This window comes from Rhodococcus sp. AC861 (assembly GCF_979256035.1).
Genome location: NZ_CEEDMW010000003.1, coordinates 479,938 through 501,383 on the forward strand (window position 1 = coordinate 479,938; position 21,446 = coordinate 501,383).

The 21,446-nt window shown below is 67.9% G+C and carries 24 protein-coding genes and 4 tRNA genes; 19 read left to right on the forward strand and 9 right to left on the reverse strand.

The window, feature by feature from the left end; genetic code table 11:
* Window positions 1–2: 2 nt before the first annotated feature.
* Genes AC0IX4_RS11805 through AC0IX4_RS11815 form a run of 3 tightly spaced genes read right to left on the reverse strand, consistent with a single transcriptional unit; the run spans window position 3 to window position 3,673 of the window.
* The gene (locus tag AC0IX4_RS11805; RefSeq protein ID WP_471829049.1) at window positions 3–1,280 is read right to left on the reverse strand and encodes a glycosyltransferase family 87 protein; all 1,278 of its coding nucleotides are present in this window, start codon (window positions 1,278–1,280) and stop codon (window positions 3–5) included.
* Between the two features lie 21 nt (window positions 1,281–1,301).
* Window positions 1,302–2,879 carry an alpha/beta hydrolase gene (locus tag AC0IX4_RS11810; protein ID WP_471829051.1) on the reverse strand — a complete coding sequence of 526 codons (1,578 nt, stop codon included), beginning with the start codon at window positions 2,877–2,879 and terminating at the stop codon, window positions 1,302–1,304.
* Between the two features lie 44 nt (window positions 2,880–2,923).
* Window positions 2,924–3,673, reverse strand: coding sequence for a pyrimidine reductase family protein (locus tag AC0IX4_RS11815; RefSeq protein ID WP_471829314.1), 750 nt, complete (start codon window positions 3,671–3,673; stop codon window positions 2,924–2,926).
* Window positions 3,674–3,707: 34 nt separating this feature from the next.
* On the opposite strand from AC0IX4_RS11815, the gene zapE reads away from it, so the two are divergent.
* Window positions 3,708–4,718 (forward strand): cell division protein ZapE, encoded by a 1,011-nt coding sequence (zapE, locus tag AC0IX4_RS11820; RefSeq protein WP_042572680.1) that lies wholly within the window; start codon window positions 3,708–3,710, stop codon window positions 4,716–4,718.
* On the opposite strand, the gene AC0IX4_RS11825 is transcribed toward zapE, so the two are convergent.
* Window positions 4,719–5,252, reverse strand: coding sequence for a GNAT family N-acetyltransferase (locus AC0IX4_RS11825; protein WP_052493064.1), 534 nt, complete (start codon window positions 5,250–5,252; stop codon window positions 4,719–4,721).
* 2 nt (window positions 5,253–5,254) lie between these two features.
* Complete coding sequence (locus tag AC0IX4_RS11830) at window positions 5,255–5,533, reverse strand: hypothetical protein (protein ID WP_056074677.1); 279 nt, start codon at window positions 5,531–5,533, stop codon at window positions 5,255–5,257.
* Between the two features lie 185 nt (window positions 5,534–5,718).
* On the opposite strand from AC0IX4_RS11830, the gene AC0IX4_RS11835 reads away from it, so the two are divergent.
* Window positions 5,719–5,961, forward strand: coding sequence for a hypothetical protein (locus AC0IX4_RS11835; protein WP_056074679.1), 243 nt, complete (start codon window positions 5,719–5,721; stop codon window positions 5,959–5,961).
* A gap of 43 nt (window positions 5,962–6,004) precedes the next feature.
* On the opposite strand, the gene AC0IX4_RS11840 is transcribed toward AC0IX4_RS11835, so the two are convergent.
* From AC0IX4_RS11840 to AC0IX4_RS11850, 3 genes are all read right to left on the reverse strand, one after another.
* Window positions 6,005–6,079: transfer RNA gene (locus tag AC0IX4_RS11840), tRNA-Val, on the reverse strand.
* Between the two features lie 21 nt (window positions 6,080–6,100).
* Window positions 6,101–6,171: transfer RNA gene (locus AC0IX4_RS11845), tRNA-Cys, on the reverse strand.
* Between the two features lie 42 nt (window positions 6,172–6,213).
* Window positions 6,214–6,286, reverse strand: a tRNA-Gly gene (locus AC0IX4_RS11850).
* 210 nt (window positions 6,287–6,496) lie between these two features.
* On the opposite strand from AC0IX4_RS11850, the gene AC0IX4_RS11855 reads away from it, so the two are divergent.
* The 10 genes from AC0IX4_RS11855 (at window position 6,497) to pdxS (ending at window position 15,358) form a co-directional block, all read left to right on the forward strand.
* Window positions 6,497–6,568 (forward strand) — tRNA-Val (locus AC0IX4_RS11855).
* Between the two features lie 98 nt (window positions 6,569–6,666).
* Entirely contained in the window at window positions 6,667–7,122 is a 456-nt protein-coding gene (locus tag AC0IX4_RS11860; RefSeq protein ID WP_082043224.1) for a TIGR02611 family protein, read from the forward strand.
* Window positions 7,101–7,868 carry a (2Fe-2S)-binding protein gene (locus tag AC0IX4_RS11865; RefSeq protein ID WP_471829054.1) on the forward strand — a complete coding sequence of 256 codons (768 nt, stop codon included), beginning with the start codon at window positions 7,101–7,103 and terminating at the stop codon, window positions 7,866–7,868. Before AC0IX4_RS11860 ends, AC0IX4_RS11865 begins: the two co-directional genes overlap by 22 nt.
* An 88-nt stretch (window positions 7,869–7,956) precedes the next feature.
* Complete coding sequence (gene thrS / locus AC0IX4_RS11870) at window positions 7,957–10,023, forward strand: threonine--tRNA ligase (protein WP_471829315.1); 2,067 nt, start codon at window positions 7,957–7,959, stop codon at window positions 10,021–10,023.
* Window positions 10,020–10,571 carry an ATP adenylyltransferase gene (locus tag AC0IX4_RS11875; protein ID WP_042575949.1) on the forward strand — a complete coding sequence of 184 codons (552 nt, stop codon included), beginning with the start codon at window positions 10,020–10,022 and terminating at the stop codon, window positions 10,569–10,571. Before thrS ends, AC0IX4_RS11875 begins: the two co-directional genes overlap by 4 nt.
* 7 nt (window positions 10,572–10,578) lie before the next feature.
* Window positions 10,579–11,262, forward strand: coding sequence for a phosphatidylinositol phosphate synthase (gene pgsA, locus AC0IX4_RS11880; RefSeq protein ID WP_056074683.1), 684 nt, complete (start codon window positions 10,579–10,581; stop codon window positions 11,260–11,262).
* Entirely contained in the window at window positions 11,259–12,173 is a 915-nt protein-coding gene (locus AC0IX4_RS11885; RefSeq protein ID WP_056074685.1) for a phosphatidylinositol mannoside acyltransferase, read from the forward strand. The genes pgsA and AC0IX4_RS11885 overlap by 4 nt, the downstream gene beginning before the upstream one ends.
* On the forward strand, window positions 12,170–13,294 hold the full coding sequence (locus AC0IX4_RS11890; protein ID WP_042575946.1) for a glycosyltransferase family 4 protein: 1,125 nt from the start codon (window positions 12,170–12,172) through the stop codon (window positions 13,292–13,294). Before AC0IX4_RS11885 ends, AC0IX4_RS11890 begins: the two co-directional genes overlap by 4 nt.
* Window positions 13,294–14,316, forward strand: a complete 1,023-nt coding sequence (locus AC0IX4_RS11895; protein ID WP_471829056.1) for an NUDIX hydrolase — start codon at window positions 13,294–13,296, stop codon at window positions 14,314–14,316. The genes AC0IX4_RS11890 and AC0IX4_RS11895 overlap by 1 nt, the downstream gene beginning before the upstream one ends.
* A 115-nt stretch (window positions 14,317–14,431) precedes the next feature.
* Window positions 14,432–15,358: a pyridoxal 5'-phosphate synthase lyase subunit PdxS gene (gene pdxS / locus AC0IX4_RS11900; RefSeq protein ID WP_082043223.1), complete on the forward strand. Its 927-nt coding sequence runs from the start codon at window positions 14,432–14,434 to the stop codon at window positions 15,356–15,358.
* Window positions 15,359–15,364: 6 nt separating this feature from the next.
* Here the strand turns inward: pdxS and AC0IX4_RS11905 are convergent, their stop codons facing one another.
* The gene (locus AC0IX4_RS11905; protein ID WP_471829057.1) at window positions 15,365–15,976 is read right to left on the reverse strand and encodes a nucleoside/nucleotide kinase family protein; all 612 of its coding nucleotides are present in this window, start codon (window positions 15,974–15,976) and stop codon (window positions 15,365–15,367) included.
* 135 nt (window positions 15,977–16,111) lie between these two features.
* On the opposite strand from AC0IX4_RS11905, the gene AC0IX4_RS11910 reads away from it, so the two are divergent.
* From AC0IX4_RS11910 to yajC, 7 genes are all read left to right on the forward strand, one after another.
* Window positions 16,112–16,963 carry an acyl-CoA thioesterase gene (locus AC0IX4_RS11910; RefSeq protein ID WP_471829058.1) on the forward strand — a complete coding sequence of 284 codons (852 nt, stop codon included), beginning with the start codon at window positions 16,112–16,114 and terminating at the stop codon, window positions 16,961–16,963.
* Window positions 16,960–17,583 carry a pyridoxal 5'-phosphate synthase glutaminase subunit PdxT gene (gene pdxT, locus AC0IX4_RS11915; protein WP_042575978.1) on the forward strand — a complete coding sequence of 208 codons (624 nt, stop codon included), beginning with the start codon at window positions 16,960–16,962 and terminating at the stop codon, window positions 17,581–17,583. Before AC0IX4_RS11910 ends, pdxT begins: the two co-directional genes overlap by 4 nt.
* A 41-nt stretch (window positions 17,584–17,624) precedes the next feature.
* Entirely contained in the window at window positions 17,625–18,380 is a 756-nt protein-coding gene (locus tag AC0IX4_RS11920; RefSeq protein WP_027505225.1) for a YebC/PmpR family DNA-binding transcriptional regulator, read from the forward strand.
* Between the two features lie 92 nt (window positions 18,381–18,472).
* Entirely contained in the window at window positions 18,473–19,069 is a 597-nt protein-coding gene (gene ruvC, locus AC0IX4_RS11925; RefSeq protein ID WP_042575981.1) for a crossover junction endodeoxyribonuclease RuvC, read from the forward strand.
* On the forward strand, window positions 19,066–19,668 hold the full coding sequence (gene ruvA / locus AC0IX4_RS11930; protein WP_042575977.1) for a Holliday junction branch migration protein RuvA: 603 nt from the start codon (window positions 19,066–19,068) through the stop codon (window positions 19,666–19,668). The genes ruvC and ruvA overlap by 4 nt, the downstream gene beginning before the upstream one ends.
* A complete protein-coding gene (gene ruvB, locus AC0IX4_RS11935) occupies window positions 19,665–20,756 on the forward strand; it encodes a Holliday junction branch migration DNA helicase RuvB (RefSeq protein ID WP_042575976.1) in 1,092 nt (363 codons plus the stop codon). Before ruvA ends, ruvB begins: the two co-directional genes overlap by 4 nt.
* A gap of 114 nt (window positions 20,757–20,870) precedes the next feature.
* Complete coding sequence (yajC, locus tag AC0IX4_RS11940; protein ID WP_042575975.1) at window positions 20,871–21,263, forward strand: preprotein translocase subunit YajC; 393 nt, start codon at window positions 20,871–20,873, stop codon at window positions 21,261–21,263.
* The last annotated feature ends 183 nt before the right edge of the window (window positions 21,264–21,446 follow it).

A 21,446-nucleotide genomic window follows, 5' to 3' on the forward strand; every position in this document is an offset into this window, starting at 1 on the left:
CGCTAATGCGTGGGCGCGGACTCTGCTGTCGCCGCAGGTGACGGCGTCGCTGTGGTGGTCCGCGGCTGGTCGAGCAGGAACGCCGGATCGATGCCCTGATCGAGTCGGCCTTCCCGACGCGCGGTGAGGTAGCGGCCGAGCAGCACGGCGAAGACGACGATGATCAGCAACGACCATCCCCAGGTGGAGCGCAGGTACTCGATGGCGCGCCCGAACTCGGGGAATCTGCCCACCAGCCAACTGTCGTAGCTGAGGAATCCGTACACGGCCAACCACGCGGGCCAGTTCCGCATGACCGAGTTGCGCAGCACCACCGACATGATCAGCGGGAACAGCATCATCGAGTAGTACATCTGGCCGAGGGAGGTCAGCAGGAACGACGCGACCAGCAAGACCCCGCTGGCGGTGACGACGAAGAACAGCTCGTCGTGCCGGTAGTACTTCCACAGCAGCCACAGCGACACCAGCACCATCGCGGCGAAGACGGCGCGGAGCGCGAGGACGAGAACTGTCGGCAAGCCGTAGTAGAGGCCGTTCCCGACGATCGCGCTGTTGAAGTAGTCCCGCGACTCGAGCAGGTACGGCAGCGTGTGCGTGATGAAGGCGCCCGCGTCGACGGACAGCGGCAGTGCCAGCAGTGTCAGGACCAGCGGAATGCCGAGGGCCGTGACGAACACGCGCCACTCCTTGCGCACGAGCGGCAGGAGCAGCAGCGGTGCGAGAGTGGGTTTGACGGCGATCGTGAGCCCGATGGCGGCACCCGAGAGGTAGTAGCGACGCCGGAGCAGCAGCATCATGAACAGCACTTCGCCGAGCAGGATCAACCCGTTGACGTTGGTGAAGATGAGGGTGTTGGTGACGGTCTCGGTCGAGAACGCCGCCAACAAGACGACAGGCGCGGCGACGGACGACAGGCTCAGCTCGAACATGCGCAGCAGTAGGTACAGCGCGACGACGACCGCAAGGGCGTTGACGCCGATGAACATCCACCGGGAGCGCTCCGGATCCAGAATCGCGAGAGGTGCGATGACCAGCGTTCCGCTCGGTGGATAGAGGTAGTGCGGGTCCACCGAGTCGAAGTTCGCGGTGTACACCTCGCGACGGTTCAGGAAGGCGAACGCCGCGTTGTAGACCGGACGGAAGTCGTCGGTGATGTTGCCGTTGACGGCTTTGACGATCACGCGATTGAGGACCGTCAGGATGGCGATGGGCCACAACGCGAAGCGGATCACCTGGGCGGTGGTCTCACCGGTTCGCGGCTCGAGATGACGGAACGACACCCGGAGACGGTACCCCGGCCGCTAGGCCGGACACGCATTCCCGCCTCCCGGCAAGTCGCCCGAGGCCAGGTACGAACCGACGGCGGAACGCCCGCACCCCGAGCCCACCGTGACGGGGTGACCGATGCCGTCCCACGTCACCGTCGTCGTCGCCGCACCGGCGGCCCCCAGCGCTCCGGTGACGGCCGGCAGCGGTTCGGTTCCGGTGATCGCGTCCGCGGTTCCGCTGAGAACGAGGACCGGCACACCGATCGTCGACGGAACGGGCGGGGGAGTCGTGGCCGGCCATGCCGAGCAGGTGAGCAGGTCCAGTGCTGCGGTCGCACCGAACGCGGGATACTGCCCGGCCCAGGACGACTGGAGCTCACGGACGCGATCGGGCGCCGGCCACTGCTGCCCGTCGGTGCAGACGCTGACGAAGTGGCCGTCGGTCTCGGTGAACGAGCGCACCAGGTTCACGGTGTCGTCCAGAGCGGCGATGTTGCCGGCGAGAGCGCCCGCGACAGTGTCGGACGCCGTCCGGATGAGCGCCGCGGAGTCCCCGGACGACGGATACGACAGCAGGTGGACGACGGCCTCGCGGACAGTCGCTCCCGACAGCGGGGCGAGTTCGCCCGCATCGGCGCGCCGGAAAAGATCGACCACCGACGCGCGGGGATCCGCACCGAGCGAACACCCGATCGCGGCGCAGCGTGTCGAGAACGCGGTCAGTGCAGCCTCCTCGCCGCGCACCGTCTGCTCGGCGGAACTGACGGCGTCGGTGACCACGCTGGTGGGGGAGTCGAGCACCAGTCTGGCGACATGATCGCCGTAGGCGGCCGTGTAGGCCAGTGCGACCAGCGCACCGTTGCCCGACCCGAGCAGCGACAGCGCCCGTACGCCCCACGCTTCGCGGAGCGCCTCGAGGTCGTCGGCACTGTTGGTAGTCGCGAAGATCAGCGCCTCCGGAAGAAGGAAGTCGGTACACGCGATGGTTGCGTCGCGGGCGAGCGTCGCCACGCGGTCGGCGGGATCGGTGCCGGGGGAGAACTGGCCCAGATCGAACAACGCGTCCCGCGTCGAGGACAACCCCGAGTAGCAGTCGAACGGCGCGGAGTTGCCGATCCCGCGGCGGTCGACACCGACGATCGGGTGCGTGGCCAGCAGCGACGAGTCGGGCTGCGCCGCTATGGCCGCGATGTCTGCCGCCGACGGTCGATCGGTACCCGAGGTGTAGACCAGCGGGACCGCGTCGGCCGGTGTCGACGACAGGCGCACACGGACCGCGGACAGCTCGAACGTGCCGTCGGACGCGACGTTCCGGTCGATGGGCGCTGCGAACGTCGCGCAGTCCACGACGACTCCCGCCGCCGCCACGACACCGTAGGACCCCGTCGTCCTCGCTGTGCAGTCCGACCAGTTCAGGTTCGTGATCGGTGCCTCGAGCGGCAACGGTTCGGCATCGGCGGGGGCCGAGTCCGAGGACGGCACGGCGCCACCGGTCGACCCGCCTTCGACGGCGACGTCCGGCCGCGTCGAGGGGCCGGCGCCACATGCTGCGGCGACGACACCGACCATCACCACGACGGCCAGTCGCCCCCCGACACTCGACAGCTGCATGACGCCAGAGTGCCATCCCCGGCGGACATTCTGATCGTTCGCGGTCACGACGTGCGGTTACTCACCCATCGGACCAGCATCGTGCCGTCGTCGTCGACGAGGATGTGCGCGGGAAGCATGGGCCGGTCGACAGCACTGTCCGATGTGGACACTCGTCCTGCCGATCCCGCCGCCATGGTGGGCGACGTCGTGATGCAGAGCTCGTCGACCACGTCGGCCTCGAGAAGTGAGCCGAACAGCCCCGGCCCGCCCTCGCACAACACCCGGTACAGGCCCAGCTCGTCGAGCATGGACTTCACCGCGTGTCCGGACAGTGTCTCGCCGCCCCGCACCACCGTCACCCCGGCGTCGGTCAGTGCGCGGACGCGATCCTCGGGTGCGTCGGACGTGGTCAGCACGATCGGGGGCACCTCGGCATCGGTGACGACTGCCGCCGTCGGATCGACGTTGGCCGAGCCCGTCACCACCACCACCGGCGGGACCGGTCGCTGGCCGCGCGCCACGCGCGCTGCGCGCACCTCCTCGCCCACGACCACCCCGCCGTAGTTCTCCGCGGAGACGGTGCCGGAGCCCACCAGCACCGCGTCGGCCAATCCGCGGAGCGCCGTGAAGACCGCCTTGTCCGCGTCGGTGCCCAGGCCGCCGGACACGCCGTCCTGGGACACCGCTCCGTCGATGCTGGCCACGAAGTTCACCCTGATCCAGGGCGTGCCCGGGTCCGTCGGGTAGGCGTAGAGCTCCACCAGATCGTCACTGTTCACTGTGAGGTAGGTCCCATTATCGATACGCTGCACAAAAGCCATCACACCACGTCGTTAACCTCTTTCCATGCCGGAACGTCTCGTCGATCGCAATCCCGTGGTGCCTGCCGATCAGCTGATCGCGCAGATGGTGCCCCCGGCCATGTTCGACGACGTCAGTTTCGCGTCCTACATCCCGGACCCGAACGAGCCCACGCAGGCGGAAGCCGTCGCGAAGGCGGAGGAGTTCGCCGGCAAGGTCGCGAAGATCCGCTCGGGTGGCAAGCGCGGCCTGTTCGGCAAGAAGACGCCTGCTTCGGGCGCCGGTCTGTACCTCGACGGCGGCTTCGGCGTCGGTAAGACGCACCTTCTCGCGTCGATCTTCCACGCGTCGCCGGAGCCCAAGGCGTTCGGAACCTTCGTCGAGCTGACTCACGTCGTCGGCGCCCTCGGATTCACCAAGGCGCTGGACGAACTGTCGGGCCACAGCGTCCTGTGCATCGACGAGTTCGAACTCGACGATCCGGGCGACACCATGCTGGTCTCCCGTCTGCTCACCGAGCTGGCGGCGAAGGGCGTGTCCATCGTCGCGACCTCCAACACGCTTCCCGGCCAGCTGGGCGAGGGTCGGTTCGCCGCCCAGGACTTCCTCCGGGAGATCAAGAAGCTCGGCTCGATCTTCGAGTCCATTCGGGTCGACGGTCCGGACTACCGTCACCGCGATCTGCCGCCCGCCCCCGATCCGATGGCGGCCGACCGGATCGAGGCCGCCGCGGCGGCGGTCGAAGGCTCCACGCTCGACGACTTCGACGAGCTGGTGAAGCACCTCAGCACGCTGCATCCGTCCCGTTACGGCAAGCTCATCGAGGGTGTCACGGGGGTGTTCATCGAGAACGTGCACGCCGCGCCCGACCAGTCGGTGGCCCTGCGACTCGTCGTCCTCGCCGACCGTCTGTACGACGCCGGAACGCCGGTCACCGTGTCCGGAGCGAAGCTCGACGAGCTGTTCACCGAGGAGATGCTGCAGGGCGGCTACCGCAAGAAGTACCTGCGCGCGACGTCCCGACTCCTCGCCCTGTCGAGGTTCGCGTCCGTCTGATCAGTCGAGCACACGCTGCATGACGAAATCCTCGTGCAGCACCGCGCCGAGAGCGAATCTCTTCTCGCCGACCTGCTCGAACCCGTTGCGGCGGTAGAACTTCAGGGCTCGGAGATTCTGCTGGTTGACACCGAGCCACAAGGCTCGCCGACCGAGGTCCCGGGTCACCTGCACGGCCGAGTCCATCAGTGCTGCCGCGATTCCCGACCCGTGTTCGGCCGAGTCGACGTACAGCTTGCTCACCTCGACCGACGGTGTGACCGTCAGCGACGACACCACGTCCGGGTCCGTAGGAGCCGCGGAGACCAGCATCGTGTACCCGACCGGACCGTCGTCTCCGCGTACGACGGTGACGATGCGGTCCGGATCCTCGAGGTACGTACCGAACGCTGCCTCGGACAACACCGTCGCGACGAAGTGATCGATGTCCTCGGGGAGCGTGCCGGGCGGACACGCCAGAGGGAAGGTGCGCGCCGCCAACGCTGCGAGGTCTGTCAGGTCCGCTGCGGTCGCCGCCGACGCGACGGGTGGCATCGTCACGCCGATTCGTTGTGGAGCGCGTGGGCCCGATCCTCGACGCCGATCGCGTCGACATAATCCTTGGCCTGCCGCAGCGGCATCCCGGTGCTCTTCTGCAGCAGTGCCATCGCCTGTGCGGGCTTCTTGGCCTGCACCAGCGCGGCGGCCGCCGTACGAGTGTCGGGGTCGACCGGATGGCGGTCGGCAGCCACGTCCAGTCGAGCGGAACGAGTGCGGTGACGCAGGGCGAACCACGTGATGACGACGGCCAGGTCGATGATCACGAGTGCGACCACGAACCATCCCCAACTAGGCATGGGAACAGTCAATCACCAACGACGGGGGAGCCGACCCGGTTCGGCGGATCGCCACCGTCCGCACCGTTGTGTCTTCGGCCTCCGTTACCGCCGAGACGTGTCGTTCGCAACACCGGAGCCGTCCGGGCGCGCAGGATGGGACACGACCCGAGGGAAGGACAGACATGACCGAGCAGATGACGGCGCAGTACTTCACCGGACGTGTCGACCGCGTGAAGGCGGCCATCCAGACGGCCGTGGACGAGGCCGGCGCCTACGGCAGCGATCAGCTGGTGGCCGATTTCGAGTGGATCCAGTACGCGCACGACCATGTTCACGTGACCGAACGGGACGGCGTCGAGTACGTCGACGATCAGGCAGCCACCCGACACGTGGACGAGCTGTTCGAGCGATATCGGGTGGGCTGAACGCACGAAAAAGCCCCCTTCCGAGGAAGGGGGCTTTTCTGTGTGGTGCGCGATACTGGGATTGAACCAGTGACCTCTTCCGTGTCAGGGAAGCGCTCTCCCGCTGAGCTAATCGCGCGGGACCCGGTGACGGGTGACGAGGTGGAGACGGGAATCGAACCCGTGTGCACGGCTTTGCAGGCCGTTGCCTCACCACTCGGCCACTCCACCGTGGTGACGAAAACCCTGTGAACCGGGATTTCGATACCCTCGAGCGGACGACGGGATTCGAACCCGCGACCCCAACCTTGGCAAGGTTGTGCGCTACCAGCTGCGCCACGTCCGCACACTCCCCGGCTGCGTTTCCGCCTCCGTGGTGCGGTTCGAAACATTAGCCCACGTCGCCCGGAAGTCACAAATCCGCTGTTCACACCGTGTTTCCCTGGCGTCACACCAGTCACGCCCATCGGTCACCGAGCCGGCTGCGGTCCGTGTTGGAAGCACTTCCACCGACGTGTTACCGTTTCTCCTCGTTCGGCGCTCACGCAGGCCGTACGGTCCCGTGGCTCAGTGGAAGAGCGTCCCGTTCACACCGGGAAGGTCGCTGGTTCGAACCCAGCCGGGACCACACATCGGAAGGCCCCCGCCACACGGCGGGGGCCTTCCGTCATCTCCGGCCCGCCGCGTCCCGGCCCCCGCGGACGTCGCCCCGGTTAAAGTGGCCCGGTGAGTACCGACGACGCACCTTCACGCGAGGCCGCTACCCCCGCCCGAGCCTCCCGCGACGAGGAGCGCAGCCGTTACCGCGAATTCCGGGACGGCATCGCCGCCCGACCGGGGGCGGACCGCATCTACCGCATCGTGGTCGGAGTCGTCGGCACGATCGTTCTCCTCCTGGGCATCGTGGCAATTCCGTACCCCGGACCGGGCTGGCTGATCGTCTTCGCCGGTCTCGGCATTCTCGCCTCGGAATTCGCGTGGGCGAAGAAGGTCCTCCGCTGGGTGCGTGTGCGATACGACGCGTTCATGGAATGGTTCGGACGTCAGAACCTGGTCGTCAAGGGGATCGGCCTTCTCTTCACGGTGGCCGTCGTGCTGGCGACTCTGTGGCTCCTGGGCGCACTGGAACTGGTGGCCGGGTGGGTCGGCCTGGACTGGGCGTGGCTGCAGAGTCCGCTCTGAGTCACGTCTCGGACGTGGTGTCCGCAACGGGCCACGCCCTTCCGTGGACGGTCGGCCTGATGACGGTCGACCCACCCGACGCTCGACGCCTCGGCGACCCGGACACCGTCGACGCTGCCCTCGCGCGTGCCGCACGGAGATGGCCCGACGTGTCGGCCACGACGTGCGCGACGTTGTGGTGGTACGGCTCGAGTTCGACCCTCGCTCTCGTCGTCGCGTCACAGCTTCTCGTCACGGGGGAGTGCATCGATCCGGGCGCGTCCGTGTCCACGGTGTCGATCGGCGGTACGGGAACTCTCGAGGCGGTGACGTCCTCGTCGATCGTGGACGCGGTCGATGCGCCCGACGCACTGGCGGACGTCGTCGATCTCGTCGTCCGCACGCTCTGTGCCCGCGTGCCGGGACTGTCGGCGCCGAGCCTGTGGGCCGTCGCGTCGGACTCCGTGGCGAATCGCACGCTCGATGCCGCCTCCGCGCTGGGACGGATCGAGGACGCGTCACCGCTGATCGCGTCGTTGACCTCGAGGCGGCGCGCGCAGCGGTTCCCGGAGCCCCGGCTGGTCGATGTGACACGCGACGGGAGCGTCACGCCGGCCGACGACGGGCGCCCCGCGGCGGGCACCAGGCGGTTCCTGCGGCGGAGTTCGTGCTGTCTCGTCTTCGAGGCGGGGGAGTCGATGTGCACCAGTTGCCCGCGTCGTACACCGGCAGATCGCGCCCACCGGTGGTCCGCCCTCGTCGGGTGAGGTATCTGGCGTGTCGGTCCTCCCGATACGCTGTCATCGACAACTCTCTCGTCCTCCCACCCCACACCAGGAGCGCATCACCGTGAGCATGCCCGATTCCGCTGTCCTCGCACCCCGCATCCGCGTGGCCGCAGGGACGACCGCCGGAACGGCGTTGCGCGACACCGGCCTCCCCAACAAGGGTCCCGACGCCATCGTCGTCGTGCGTGACGAGGACGGCCGTCTCCGCGATCTGTCCTGGGCGCCGGAGCAGGACTGCGAGGTCGAGCCCGTTCGCGCGGACAGCGAGGACGGCCGCAGCGTGATCCGTCACTCCGCCGCCCACGTGCTGGCTCAGGCTGTGCAGGAGATGTTCCCGTCGGCGAAGCTCGGTATCGGTCCGCCCATCGAGAACGGCTTCTACTACGACTTCGACGTCGAGAATCCGTTCACCCCGGAGGACCTGACCAAGCTCGAGAAGAAGATGAAGCAGATCATCAAGAGTGGTCAGCGCTTCTCTCGCCGGGTCTACGATTCGCTCGATGCCGCGAAGGCCGAGTTGGCCGACGAGCCGTACAAGCTGGAACTGGTGGACGACAAGGGCTCCGTGGACGACCCGGAGGTCATGGAGGTGGGCGGCGGCGAGCTGACCGCCTACGACAACCTGAATCCGCGTACCGGAGATCGTGAATGGGGCGACCTCTGCCGTGGCCCGCACGTTCCCACCACGAAGTACATCCCGGCCTTCAAGCTCACCCGCAGCTCGGCCGCGTACTGGCGCGGCGATCAGTCGAAGGCAGACCTGCAGCGCGTCTACGGCACCGCGTGGGAGTCGCAGGAGGCCCTGGACGCCTACCTCGAGCTGCTCGCGGAGGCCGAGCGTCGCGACCACCGCAAGCTGGGATCCGAACTCGACCTGTTCAGCTTCCCCGACGAGTTGGGATCCGGCCTGCCGGTCTTCCATCCGAAGGGCGGCATCGTCCGAAAGGAGCTCGAGGACTACTCGCGCCAGCGGCACGTCGAGCAGGGCTACGAGTTCGTCTACTCACCGCACATCACCAAGAGCACGCTGTACGAGGTCTCGGGTCACCTGGACTGGTACAAGGACGGCATGTTCCCCGCGATGCATCTCGACGCGGAACTGGCCGAGGACGGCACGGTGCGCAAGCCCGGCCAGGACTACTACCTCAAGCCGATGAACTGCCCGATGCACAACCTGATCTTCGACTCCCGCGGCCGCTCGTACCGCGAACTTCCGTTGCGGCTGTTCGAATTCGGGTCGGTCTACCGCTACGAGAAGTCGGGCGTCATCCACGGCCTGACCCGTGTGCGCGGTATGACGCAGGACGACGCTCATATCTACTGCACTCGCGAGCAGATGCACGAGGAGCTCACGAACACGCTGAACTTCGTGCTTGGTCTTCTCAAGGATTACGGCCTCGACGACTTCTATCTCGAGCTCTCCACCCGTAACCCCGACAAGTCCGTCGGCTCCGACGAGGTGTGGGAAGAAGCGACGACCACACTCGCCGAGGTGGCCAGCGCGTCCGGTCTGCACCTCGTGCCGGATCCGGGCGGCGCCGCGTTCTACGGTCCCAAGATCTCGGTGCAGGCCAAGGATGCCCTCGGCCGCACCTGGCAGATGTCCACCATCCAGCTGGACTTCAACCTTCCGGACCGTTTCGGCCTCGAGTACACCGGCAGCGACGGCGTCAAGACGCGTCCGGTGATGATCCACCGCGCGCTCTTCGGTTCGATCGAGCGCTTCTTCGGTGTCCTCACCGAGCACTACGCGGGCGCGTTCCCGGCGTGGCTCGCGCCCGTGCAGGTCGTGGCCATTCCGGTGGCTGAGGCGTACGAGGATCACCTGTTCACCGTCGTGGCGGCGCTGAAGAAGGCCGGCCTGCGCGCCGAGGTCGACGCGGGCGACGACCGGATGCAGAAGAAGATCCGCAACCACACCACCCAGAAGGTGCCGTTCATGCTCCTCGCCGGGCAGAACGACGTCGACGCCGGCGCGGTCAGCTTCCGCTTCCGCGACGGCACCCAGATCAACGGAATCCCCGTCGACCAGGCCGTGACCGCGTTGACCGCGTGGGTGGCTGCTCGTCGCAACGAGTCGCCGACCGCAGAGATCTTCGGCGGCGCATTCCCGGCCGGGGGCGACGAAGGATGAGTACCGAGGACACCGACGGCGCCATCGTCGACACCGGTGCAGGGGACGCGGATCGGCTGCAGCGTCTGTGGTCGCCGCACCGGATGACCTACATCGCGACGGCGCCGAAGACCGACGACAAGATGGCGTCGGAACCCTTCACGCAGATCCCGACCCTCGACGACGAGGACGGGCTGATCGTGGCGCGCGGTGAGCACGTGTACGCGGTGCTCAACCTCTACCCGTACAACCCGGGCCACCTGATGGTCGTGCCGTACCGACGTGTGGCCGACCTAGAGGAACTCACGGCCGAGGAGAGCCTCGAGCTGATGCAGTTCACGCAGCACGCCATCCGCACCATCAAGCGGGTGTCGCGCCCGCACGGGTTCAACGTCGGGCTCAATCTCGGTGCGCCGGCCGGCGGTTCGCTGGCGGAACACCTGCACCAGCACGTCGTCCCGCGGTGGGGCGGAGACGCCAACTTCATCACCGTGATCGGCGGCGCCAAGATCATGCCCCAGTTACTACGAGACACGCGCGCGCTGCTGGCCGACGCCTGGAAGGACTGACGCCGACGTGCTGAGCATCTTCGGTAGGGCCTCCGCGTCCAAGGTCACCGCACCTCTGGGTCGCGCCCTCAACAGCACCGGGCTCACCCCCGACTCCGTCACCATCATCGGCACGGTCGCCAGTGTCGCCGCCGCGGTCACACTGTTCCCCATGGATCACCTGTTCGTCGGGACGCTCGTGATCTGGCTGTTCGTCATGTTCGACATGCTGGACGGGGCCATGGCGCGAGCACGCGGTGGCGGAAGCAAGTACGGCGCAGTGCTGGACGCCACCTGCGATCGTGTGGCGGACGGCGCCATCTTCGCCGGTCTCTCGTGGTGGGCGATCTATCACCAGAACGACCGCCCGTTGCTGGTGGCCATGCTGGTCTGCCTGGTCACCTCTCAGGTCATCTCGTACGCCAAGGCTCGTGCCGAGGCCAGCGGGCTCACCGCCGACGGTGGTCTCATCGAGCGCCCCGACAGGCTCGTCATCGTCCTGGTCGGGTCGGGACTGACCGGCATCGGACAGCTCGCAGGCCTGGAGTGGCTCGAGTACGCGCTTCCCGTCGCCACCTACTTCCTGGCGGTAGCGAGCATCGTCACGGTGTTCCAGCGGGTGCTTGCAGTCCGCAACTCACCGGGTGCTCGGGACGTCATCCCGATCCGGACCGATGCCAACCGGATCGAGCCGGACAGCTCGGCTGGATGAGTCTGTCCGAGCGGGCCGGGGCCGCGGGATACATCGCCGGGTGGCGCGTCGTCCGGGCACTGCCCGAGGGCGTCGCGACCCGGTTGTTCGATGCCGGCGCCGATCTCGCGGCGCGGCGGAACGGCGGCCCGGATCAACTGCGTCGTAACCTCGCTCGCGTCCTGGGGACCACTCCGGAGAACGTCCCGGACGAGCTCATCCGTGCCTCGGTGCGCTCCTACGCGAGGTACTGGCGCGAGGCGTTCCGGCTTCCGTCCATGGACCTGGCCGCGCAGGCCGCGTCGATCGACGATGCGGTGGTGGGCCAGGAATACCTGGACGCGGCGCTGGCCACGGGTCGAGGCGCGATCCTCGCGCTGCCCCACAGCGGGAACTGGGACATGGCCGGAGTGTGGTTGACCAGAACCCGTGGTCAGTTCACGACCGTCGCGGAGCGCTTGAAGCCGGAATCCCTGTACCGACGTTTCGTCGAGTACCGCGAATCCCTGGGCTTCGAGATCTTCCCGCTGAGCGGCGGCGAGCGGCCTCCGTTCGAGCAGCTGTCCGAACGTCTGCGCGACGGCAAGGTGGTCTGCCTGCTCGGTGAACGCGACCTCGCGCGACACGGCGTACCGGTGACCTTCTTCGGCGAGCCGACGCGGATGCCCGCCGGACCGGCGCGACTCGCCATCGACACCGGGGCGGCCCTTCTCCCTGTGCACTGCTGGTTCACCGAGGACGGGTGGGGCTTCTCCATCGAGCCGCCGGTGGACGTGTCCGGCGGTGTCGAGAAGGCCACCCAGTCGCTCGCGGATCGGTTCGCGGCCAACATCTCCCGTCATCCCGCCGACTGGCACATGCTCCAGCCGCTGTGGTGGTCGGACCTCTCGCAAGGACGGCGCGATCGTATGACCGGCGAGGCGCAGCGGTGAAGATCGGCATCGTCTGTCCCTACTCGTTCGACGTGCCCGGCGGAGTGCAGGCGCACGTCGCCGAGTTGGCCGAAGTCCTGATCCAGCGCGGTCACAAGGTGAGTGTGCTGGCGCCCGCGAGCGACGAGACGGCCCTGCCGGACTTCGTCGTCTCCACCGGGAAAGCGTTGAGCTTCCCGTACAACGGCTCGGTGGCGCGACTGGCGTTCGGGCCGGTGACCTACACCCGTATCCGGGCGTGGATCGAGAAGGGCGAGTTCGAGGTCCTGCACATCCACGAGCCCAACGCACCCAGCCTGTCGATGCTCTCGCTCAAGATCGCCGACGGTCCCATCGTCGCCACGTTCCATGCGTCGACGACGAAATCGTTGCTGCTCAGCACCTTCCAAGGTGTTCTCAGGCCGTACCACGAGAAGATCGCGGGCCGGATCGCCGTCTCCGAGCTGGCGCGTCGGTGGCAGGTGGAAGCCCTGGGGTCCGACGCGGTCGAGATTCCCAACGGTGTGCACGTACCCGCATTCGCGACTGCCCCGGTGCTGCCGGGTTACCCGCGGCCGGGCCGCACGCTGGTCTTCATCGGACGCTACGACGAGCCCCGCAAGGGCATGCAGACCCTGCTTGCCGCGCTGGGCCCGATCGCTGCTCGGTTCCCCGATGTCGAGGTCCTCGTCGTCGGACGGGGCGACCAGCAGAAGCTGTGCAAGGAGGCCGGTGACCTGGCGAAGCATTTCCGCTTCCTCGGCCAGACCACCGATGCGGAGAAGGCGTCGGCGCTGCGCAGTGCCGACATCTACTGCGCGCCCAACACCGGCGGGGAGTCGTTCGGCATCGTGCTGGTCGAAGCCATGGCGGCCGGCGCTCCCGTCGTCGCCAGCAATCTCGACGCGTTCCGCCGCGTCCTCCGGGACGGCAAGGCAGGTGTGCTGTTCCCGGTCGGTGACTCCGAGGCCATGGCCGACGCCGTCATCCGGGTGCTCTCGGACGACGACGAACGGGCGGAGCTGGTGCGGCAGGCGAGCAGGACGGCAGTCACGTACGACTGGCCGGTCGTCGCCGAGCAGATCGTGCGCGTCTACGAAACCGTTGCCGTGCCCGGCCGGACCGTGAAGGTGATCGACTGATGTCTGCGTCGTTCTGGGTCGTCACGGCACTCGTGGTGCTGCTCGTGCTGGTGCTTCTCGTGGCGTTCTGGGCGTACTCCACGGCGCGCCGACTCGACCGCCTCCACGTCCGGTCGGACCGGTCCTGGCAATCCCTCGAGTCCGCCCTCGCTCGCCGCTCCGTGGTCACCAGGGCTGTCGCCGCCGCGCTCGACGCTCCCGGCTCCGTCGAGAGTCGCACGCTCACCCAGTTGGCGGACCGCGCCGAGAGGGCGAAGCGGGCCGATCGCGAGCGTGCCGAGAACGCGGTGTCGGTCGCTTTGGGACGCGTCGATCTGGCTCGACTCAACCCTCAGATGATCTCCGAGCTCGCCGACGCCGAAGCGCGCGTGCAGATCGCCCGTCGTTTCCACAACGACGCCGTCCGCGACACCCTCGCGCTGCGGTCACGTCGGCCGGTACGGCTGCTCCGCCTCGGCGGGACGGCGCCGATGCCTACCTACTTCGAGATCACCGAGAGCGAGACCGCCGACGACGACGTCGATTCGGCGTCGACACGGACATCGGCGCGGGTCGTCCTCCTGGACGGGCGCGGACGGGTGTTGTTGCTGCGCGGTCACGACCCTGCGGTTCCCGACGTGCACTTCTGGTTCACCATCGGCGGCGGGGTGGAAGTAGGGGAGACGCTGCGGGACGCGGCAGTCCGCGAGCTGCAGGAGGAGACCGGTCTGATCGCTTCGGCCGAGGATCTGCGCGGACCCATGTGGCGCCGCACCGCGACGTTCGCCTTCGACGGTGTCGTCATCCGCTCGGAGGAACTGTTCTTCGCGCTGCGCGCGGAGGCGTTCGAACCGGTTCGGACGGGCTTCACCGAGCTCGAGCGACGCGTCGTCACCGGGCACAGATGGTGCACGTCCGACGACATCCGTGCGATCGCGTCGTCTGGCGACGCGGTGTATCCGCGGGCGATGGCGGAACTGCTCGACGAGGCCGACACCGTGCTGGCGTTGCGGACGGACCCGGACGTCCGCGCCATCCACTGACCTGCTGTGACACCGGCCATAGTGGGCCAGTGTGGATCAAGTGGTTATCGCGAGAAGGTCCAGCGCGAGCCTAGGCTCGCGGTGCACTCGTTCCCGCACGTCTGAGGAGAATCTCGTGACCACCGTTGCCGTCCCCACATCCGAGCAGAACGGTTCCACACCGTCCACCGGCACCGCCCGCGTCAAGCGAGGCATGGCCGAGATGCTCAAGGGCGGCGTCATCATGGACGTCGTCACCGCTGATCAGGCGAAGATCGCCGAGCAGTCCGGTGCCGTGGCCGTCATGGCTCTCGAACGCGTGCCTGCCGACATCCGCGCCCAGGGTGGCGTCTCCCGGATGTCCGACCCGGACATGATCGACAGCATCATCTCCTCTGTCAGCATCCCCGTCATGGCCAAGGCACGTATCGGCCACTTCGTCGAGGCGCAGATCCTGCAGAGCCTCGGTGTCGACTACGTCGACGAGTCCGAGGTCCTGACCCCGGCCGACTACGCCAACCACATCGACAAGTGGAAGTTCACCGTTCCGTTCGTCTGTGGTGCGACCAACCTGGGTGAGGCGCTGCGACGCATCACCGAGGGCGCGGCGATGATCCGGTCCAAGGGCGAAGCCGGCACCGGCGACGTCTCCAACGCAACGACCCACATGCGCACGCTGCGCGACCAGATCCGTCACCTGACATCGTTGCCCGAGGACGAGCTGTACGTCGCGGCGAAGGAGCTGCAGGCTCCCTACGATCTGGTCGTCGAGGTCGCCCGCAACGGCAAGCTCCCCGTCACCCTGTTCACCGCAGGCGGCATCGCCACTCCCGCGGACGCCGCGATGATGATGCAGCTCGGCGCCGAGGGTGTCTTCGTCGGATCCGGCATCTTCAAGTCCGGGAACCCGGAGCAGCGCGCGGCCGCCATCGTCAAGGCCACCACGTTCTTCGACGACCCGGATGTGCTGGCGAAGGTCTCGCGTGGTCTCGGCGAGGCCATGGTCGGCATCAACGTCGACGAGATCCCGCAGCCGCACCGTCTCGCCGAGCGCGGGTGGTGACGTAGGTCAACGCTCGACCAACAGCGCCGGCCGGTCGGGGTGATCCATCTTCACCTCGATGTCGGCCGGCTCGGACTGTGCCGCATGTGTCATCAGCGCGGGCACCGTCCACCGCTGATCCTCGGGTGTGAGTCTCGACGCCGTCCGCTCCGTGAGCGTCGCGGCGACGGTCAGGTCGAAATTCAGACCCCGGCTCAGCAGCATCGGCCCGGCGACCAGGATCACCTGGTTCTCGGAGGCGTCGACCATCGAGACGCGTGCGGAGCGGTCGGTGCGCTCGTCCCAGATCGCCGGTAGCCAGCGGCCGTGACGGCTCAGCGACTCCAGGACTTCACGACGCAGCCCGTCGTAGTCGAACCACATGGTGCGATAGGACAGTTCGTCCTCGTGGCCGTACTCGAGGCGGAGCGACGCCGGCCGGACCCACCCGTGCAGCGAGATCACGGCGGCCGCGCGCCCCGAGGCCCGCAGGCGTTCGGAGACGTTGTCCGCCAGAGTGATCGGCGATGCCGCGTCGGCACCGTCCACGGCGACGACGCATCGTCCCTCGAGCGCGGCGATGCGGTCGACGACGAGGTCCACCACCGCGTCGGGAGTCGTGGGGGAGAAGCGGGGCACGGTCTCGATCCTGCCCGACGCAATGCCTCCACCCCCCGCGAGTACGGCCGAAGTGTCGTTCAGGGGGCCGATTCTGCGACACTTCAGCCGTACTCGCGGGGCAGGGCACGTCTGTCCCGACCGGAAAGGGTGATCATGGCGGGCATCGAAGAGATCCTCGAACTCGAACGCATCGAGAACGACATCTATCGCGGGAGCTCCATCCCCAGCCAACTGCAGCGGACATTCGGTGGCCAGGTGGCAGGGCAGTCGTTGGTATCGGCGGCCAAGACGGTGGACGTGTCGTTCCGGGTGCATTCGCTGCACGGATACTTCCTGCGCCCCGGAAACCCCAACGAACCGACGGTGTTCACGGTGGACCGTGTCCGCGACGGCCGTTCGTTCGCCACGCGGCGGGTCACCGGCGTCCAGGACGGCAAGGCGATCTTCACGATGTCGGCGTCGTTCCACGTCGAGGACGAGGGCATCGAGCATCAGGACCGCATGCCCGACGTGATGGGCCCCGAGGATCTCCCCGACGTCGCCGAGGACGAAGCGTTGCGGCAGAAGATGTTCTACAAGGAGTGGAATCGGTGGGACGTCCGTCTCGTGCCGCACGACAAGATCGCCCGCAGCTCGAATCTGGCGGCGCAGCAGCAGGTCTGGATCCGCTACCGGGATCCGCTCCCCGACGACCAGGTCTTCCACGTGTGCGCCCTGGCCTACATGTCGGACATGACACTGCTGGGCTCGGCGAAGGTCCCACACGAGGACGTCGCGACACAGACGGCCTCTCTCGACCATGCGCTGTGGTTCCTGCGGCCGTTCCGCGCCGACGAGTGGCTGCTCTACGACCAGACGTCCCCGTCAGCCGGCCTCGGCCGTGCGCTCACCCAGGGCAGGATCTACGACCGCGCCGGCCGCATGGTCGCCGCCGTCACGCAGGAGGGCCTGATGCGGTACGACCGCTCGGCGCAGCACACTCCCGGCCTCGAGACGACGCGGTGACCCGGCCCCTCATCGGAGTTCTCGCCCTGCAGGGCGACGTCCGTGAACACCTCGAGGCGCTGACCGCGTCGGGCGCGGACGCGGTGACGGTCCGTCGGCCGGAGGAACTGGCCGCCGTCGACGGTCTGGTGATCCCGGGTGGGGAATCGACCACCATGGGCAAACTGCTCCGCATCTTCGACCTCCTCGACCCCGTCAGGGAACGGCTCGCGGCAGGAATGCCGGCGTACGGCTCGTGCGCGGGGATGATCCTGCTGGCGTCCGACATCCTCGACACCACGGCCGACGCGGTGCACCTGGACGGACTCGACATGACGGTGCGTCGCAACGCCTTCGGCCGACAGGTCGACTCGTTCGAGACCGATCTCGCCATGACCGGCATCGACGGCGACCCGATCCGCGCCGTGTTCATCCGAGCTCCCTGGGTCGAGCGCGTCGGAGACGACGTCGAGGTCCTGGCCACGGTTCCGGACGGGCCCGCGGCCGGCCGCGTCGTCGCCGTCCGCCACGGAGCCGTGCTCGCGACGTCCTTCCACCCGGAGGTCACGGGAGACCGACGAGTGCACGCGCTGTTCGCCGACATGGTGCGGGAGCGAAGAACCCTGTCCACGCCCGCGTAAGCTAGGCACGTTCTCTGCCGGTACGAAAGGGGCTATTGCCGATGAGCGGCCACTCCAAATGGGCGACCACGAAGCACAAGAAGGCTGTCGTCGACGCCCGCCGATCGAAGTCCTTCGCCAAATTGGTGAAGAACATCGAGGTCGCCGCGCGCACGGGTGGTGGTGACCCCGTCGGTAACCCCACGTTGTACGACGCCATCCAGAAGGCGAAGAAGACCTCGGTCCCCAATGACAACATCGAGCGCGCACGCAAGCGCGGCGCCGGTGAAGAAGCGGGCGGAGCCGACTGGCAGACCATCATGTACGAGGGCTACGGCCCCAACGGTGTCGCCGTCCTCATCGAGTGCCTCACCGACAACCGCAACCGCGCGGCAGGCGAGGTCCGTGTCGCGATGACCCGCAACGGCGGCAACATGGCCGACCCGGGTTCCGTGTCGTACCTGTTCTCCCGCAAGGGCGTCGTCACGCTCGAGAAGAACGGCCAGTCCGAGGACGACGTCCTGATGGCCGTGCTCGACGCCGGCGCCGAGGAGGTCAACGACAACGGGGACACCTTCGAGGTGGTCTCCGAGCCGACCGACCTGGTGGCCGTGCGCACCGCGCTGCAGGAGGCGGGCATCGACTACGACTCCGCCGAGGCCAGTTTCCAGCCGTCGGTCAGCGTGCCCGTCGACGTCGACGGAGCGCGCAAGGTGTTCAAGCTGATCGACGCGCTCGAGGACAGCGACGACGTGCAGAACGTGTGGTCGAACGTCGATCTGTCCGACGAGGTGCTCGCGCAGCTCGACGAGGACTGACTCCAGCGCGCCGCACGCACACGCCCGCTTCTCGCCGCTAGGGTATCGAACAACAGTTCGTAGGTTGGTCGAATCCGGTGAGGGAGTGGGCGTTGCGTGTCATGGGAGTCGATCCGGGACTCACTCGGTGCGGGTTGAGCCTGGTCGAGTCCGGTGCCGGTAGGGCCGTCACCGCGCTCGACGTCGACGTGGTGCGTACTCCCTCGGACATGGACCTCGCCCAACGCCTGCTCCTGATCGCCGAGTCCGCCGAGTACTGGTTGGACACTCACAAGCCCACCGTGGTCGCGGTGGAGCGGGTGTTCTCCCAGAACAACGTGCGGACCGCCATGGGCACTGCCCAGGCCGGGGGAGTGATCGCGCTGGCCGCGGCCCGCCGGGGGATCCCCGTCGCCTTTCACACGCCGTCGGAAGTCAAGGCAGCTGTCACCGGGAACGGCACCGCCGACAAGGCACAGGTCACGGCCATGGTCACGCGCATCCTCGGGATGCAGCAGGCGCCGAGGCCTGCCGATGCCGCGGACGCTCTCGCGTTGGCCATCTGTCATTGCTGGCGCGCCCCGATGATGGCCCGGATGGCGGCCGCGGAGGCGCAGGCGGCCGCCGCGAAGGCGTCGTACGAGAAGAAACTGAAACAGCAACGCGCCGCGGTTCGCGCCGGCGCGAAGACGGGAGTGCAGCCGCGATGATCAGCTCGATACGAGGCGACGTCCTCGAGATCGCACTCGATCACGCCGTCGTCGAGGCGGCCGGCCTGGGTTACCGCGTCAACGCGACACCCGCGACACTTGCCGGCCTGACCCGCGGCGCCGAAGCACGCCTCGTCATCTCGATGATCGTCCGCGAGGACTCGATGACGCTGTACGGATTTGCCGACGCCACCTCGCGCGACCTCTTCGGCCTCCTGCAGACGGTGTCGGGCGTCGGTCCGCGCCTGGCGATGGCGGTGCTCGCGGTTCTCGAACCCGACGCGCTGCGTTCCGCGCTGACGGACGGCAACGTCACGGCGCTGATGCGAGTCCCCGGCATCGGCAAACGCGGCGCCGAGCGGCTCGTCGTAGAGTTGCGCGACAAGGTGGACGCCGTGGTGTCGGCACCAGGTGGGTCCTCGGTGTCCGGGCCGTCGGCCGGACCGGTGCGGGATCAGGTGGTCGAGGCACTGCTCGGTCTCGGCTTCCCCGCGAAGCAGGCAGAGCCTGCGGTGGACGCCGTGTTGGCGGAGGACCCGACGACGGGAACTGCGCAGGCATTGCGAGCGGCTCTGGTGAGTCTGGGTAGGTCGCGGTGACCGATCAGAACTGGACGGACGACGGTGACGAATCCCTGGTGACCGCGGAGGTCGTTCCCGACGACGGCGACCTCGATGCCAGCCTCCGCCCGAAGTCTCTCGACGACTTCATCGGGCAGCCCCGCGTGCGGGAACAGCTGCAACTCGTCCTGCAGGGGGCTACTCAGCGAGGCAGTACACCCGACCACATCCTCCTGTCCGGTCCGCCCGGACTGGGGAAGACCAGTATGGCGATGATCATCGCGGGGGAGCTCGGGTCCGCGCTGCGGCTCACCTCCGGTCCGGCGCTGGAGCGCGCCGGTGACCTCGCGGCCATGCTGAGCAATCTGGTCGAGGGCGACGTGTTGTTCATCGACGAGATCCATCGCATCGCACGGCCGGCAGAGGAGATGCTGTACCTGGCGATGGAGGACTTCCGGGTCGACGTCGTCGTCGGCAAGGGGCCCGGTGCGACGTCGATTCCGCTCGACGTCGCGCCATTCACCCTCGTCGGCGCCACCACCAGGTCGGGAGCTCTGACGGGGCCGCTGCGCGACCGCTTCGGCTTCACCGCACACATGGACTTCTACGACGCGCGCGAGCTCCAGCGCATCATCACCCGATCCGCCGGGATTCTCGGTGTGCGTGTCGACGTCGACGCGTCCGCCGAGATCGCGGGCCGTTCGAGGGGCACTCCGCGCATCGCCAACCGCCTACTCCGCCGCGTACGCGACTACGCGGAAGTACGCGCCGACGGAGTGGTGACCCTCGAGGTCGCACGGGCTGCTCTCGAGGTCTACGACGTCGACGAGCTCGGCCTGGACCGACTCGACCGCGCGGTCCTCGGCGCCCTGGTCCGCAGCTTCGGCGGCGGACCCGTCGGTGTCTCGACGTTGGCCGTCGCGGTCGGGGAGGAGCCCGCGACGGTCGAAGAGGTGTGCGAGCCGTATCTGGTCCGTGCCGGCATGATCGCCCGGACTCCGCGTGGGCGCGTGGCGACTGCCGCTGCCTGGGAGCGCATGGGTCTGACTCCTCCGCCGGACCTCGCGGTCGGCGGCATCTCCGTGCGGACGAACGAGCCGCAACGCACCCTTTTCGACGAGAGCTGACCGGCCACCTATCCCGTCGAATCGGACGAAACGGGTGCCTGACACGCCCGAGCTTCACGGCAGACGTGGCACACTGGGGGTTCCACGCCCCTCGATCAAGGATTGACGTCTCCGATGGAACTGCTGTTTCCGCTTCTCGTGCTCGCCCTGCTGGTCCCGATGTTTCTCGGCATGCGCCGTCAGAAGCGGGAGTTGGCCAAGACAGCCGAGCTGCAGGACTCGCTGGCCGTGGGTGACCGCGTTCTGACCACGTCCGGACTGCACGGACTGGTCGACGGGCTCACCGAGACGACCGTCGATCTCGAAGTCGCCCCCGGCATCATCACCACCTGGTCGCGTGCCGTCGTGCGCGAGGTTCTCCCCGACGAGGACGACGACGTGACCAGCGATGACGCGGCCGTCGACTACACCGACGACGCCGATGTGCAGAGCCGAGTCGACAGCCTGGAGACCGGTCTCGGATCGGCCGACACCGATCGTTCGCAGGCTCGCCTCACCAAGGATTGAGACAAAGCGGATTCACCGCCCCCGAGGTCGTCCTCGGGGGCGGTGCGTCGTTGTGGAGAGGGTACGGTCGGTCAGGCTTCGGCCGGTCCGTGTCGCTCGCGGCCCGCCCTCGTACGACCTAAGAAGCCGATCTACACCGAGCCGTAGTCCTCCAGCTGTCGTTCCACCCAGCCGGTCCGTCCC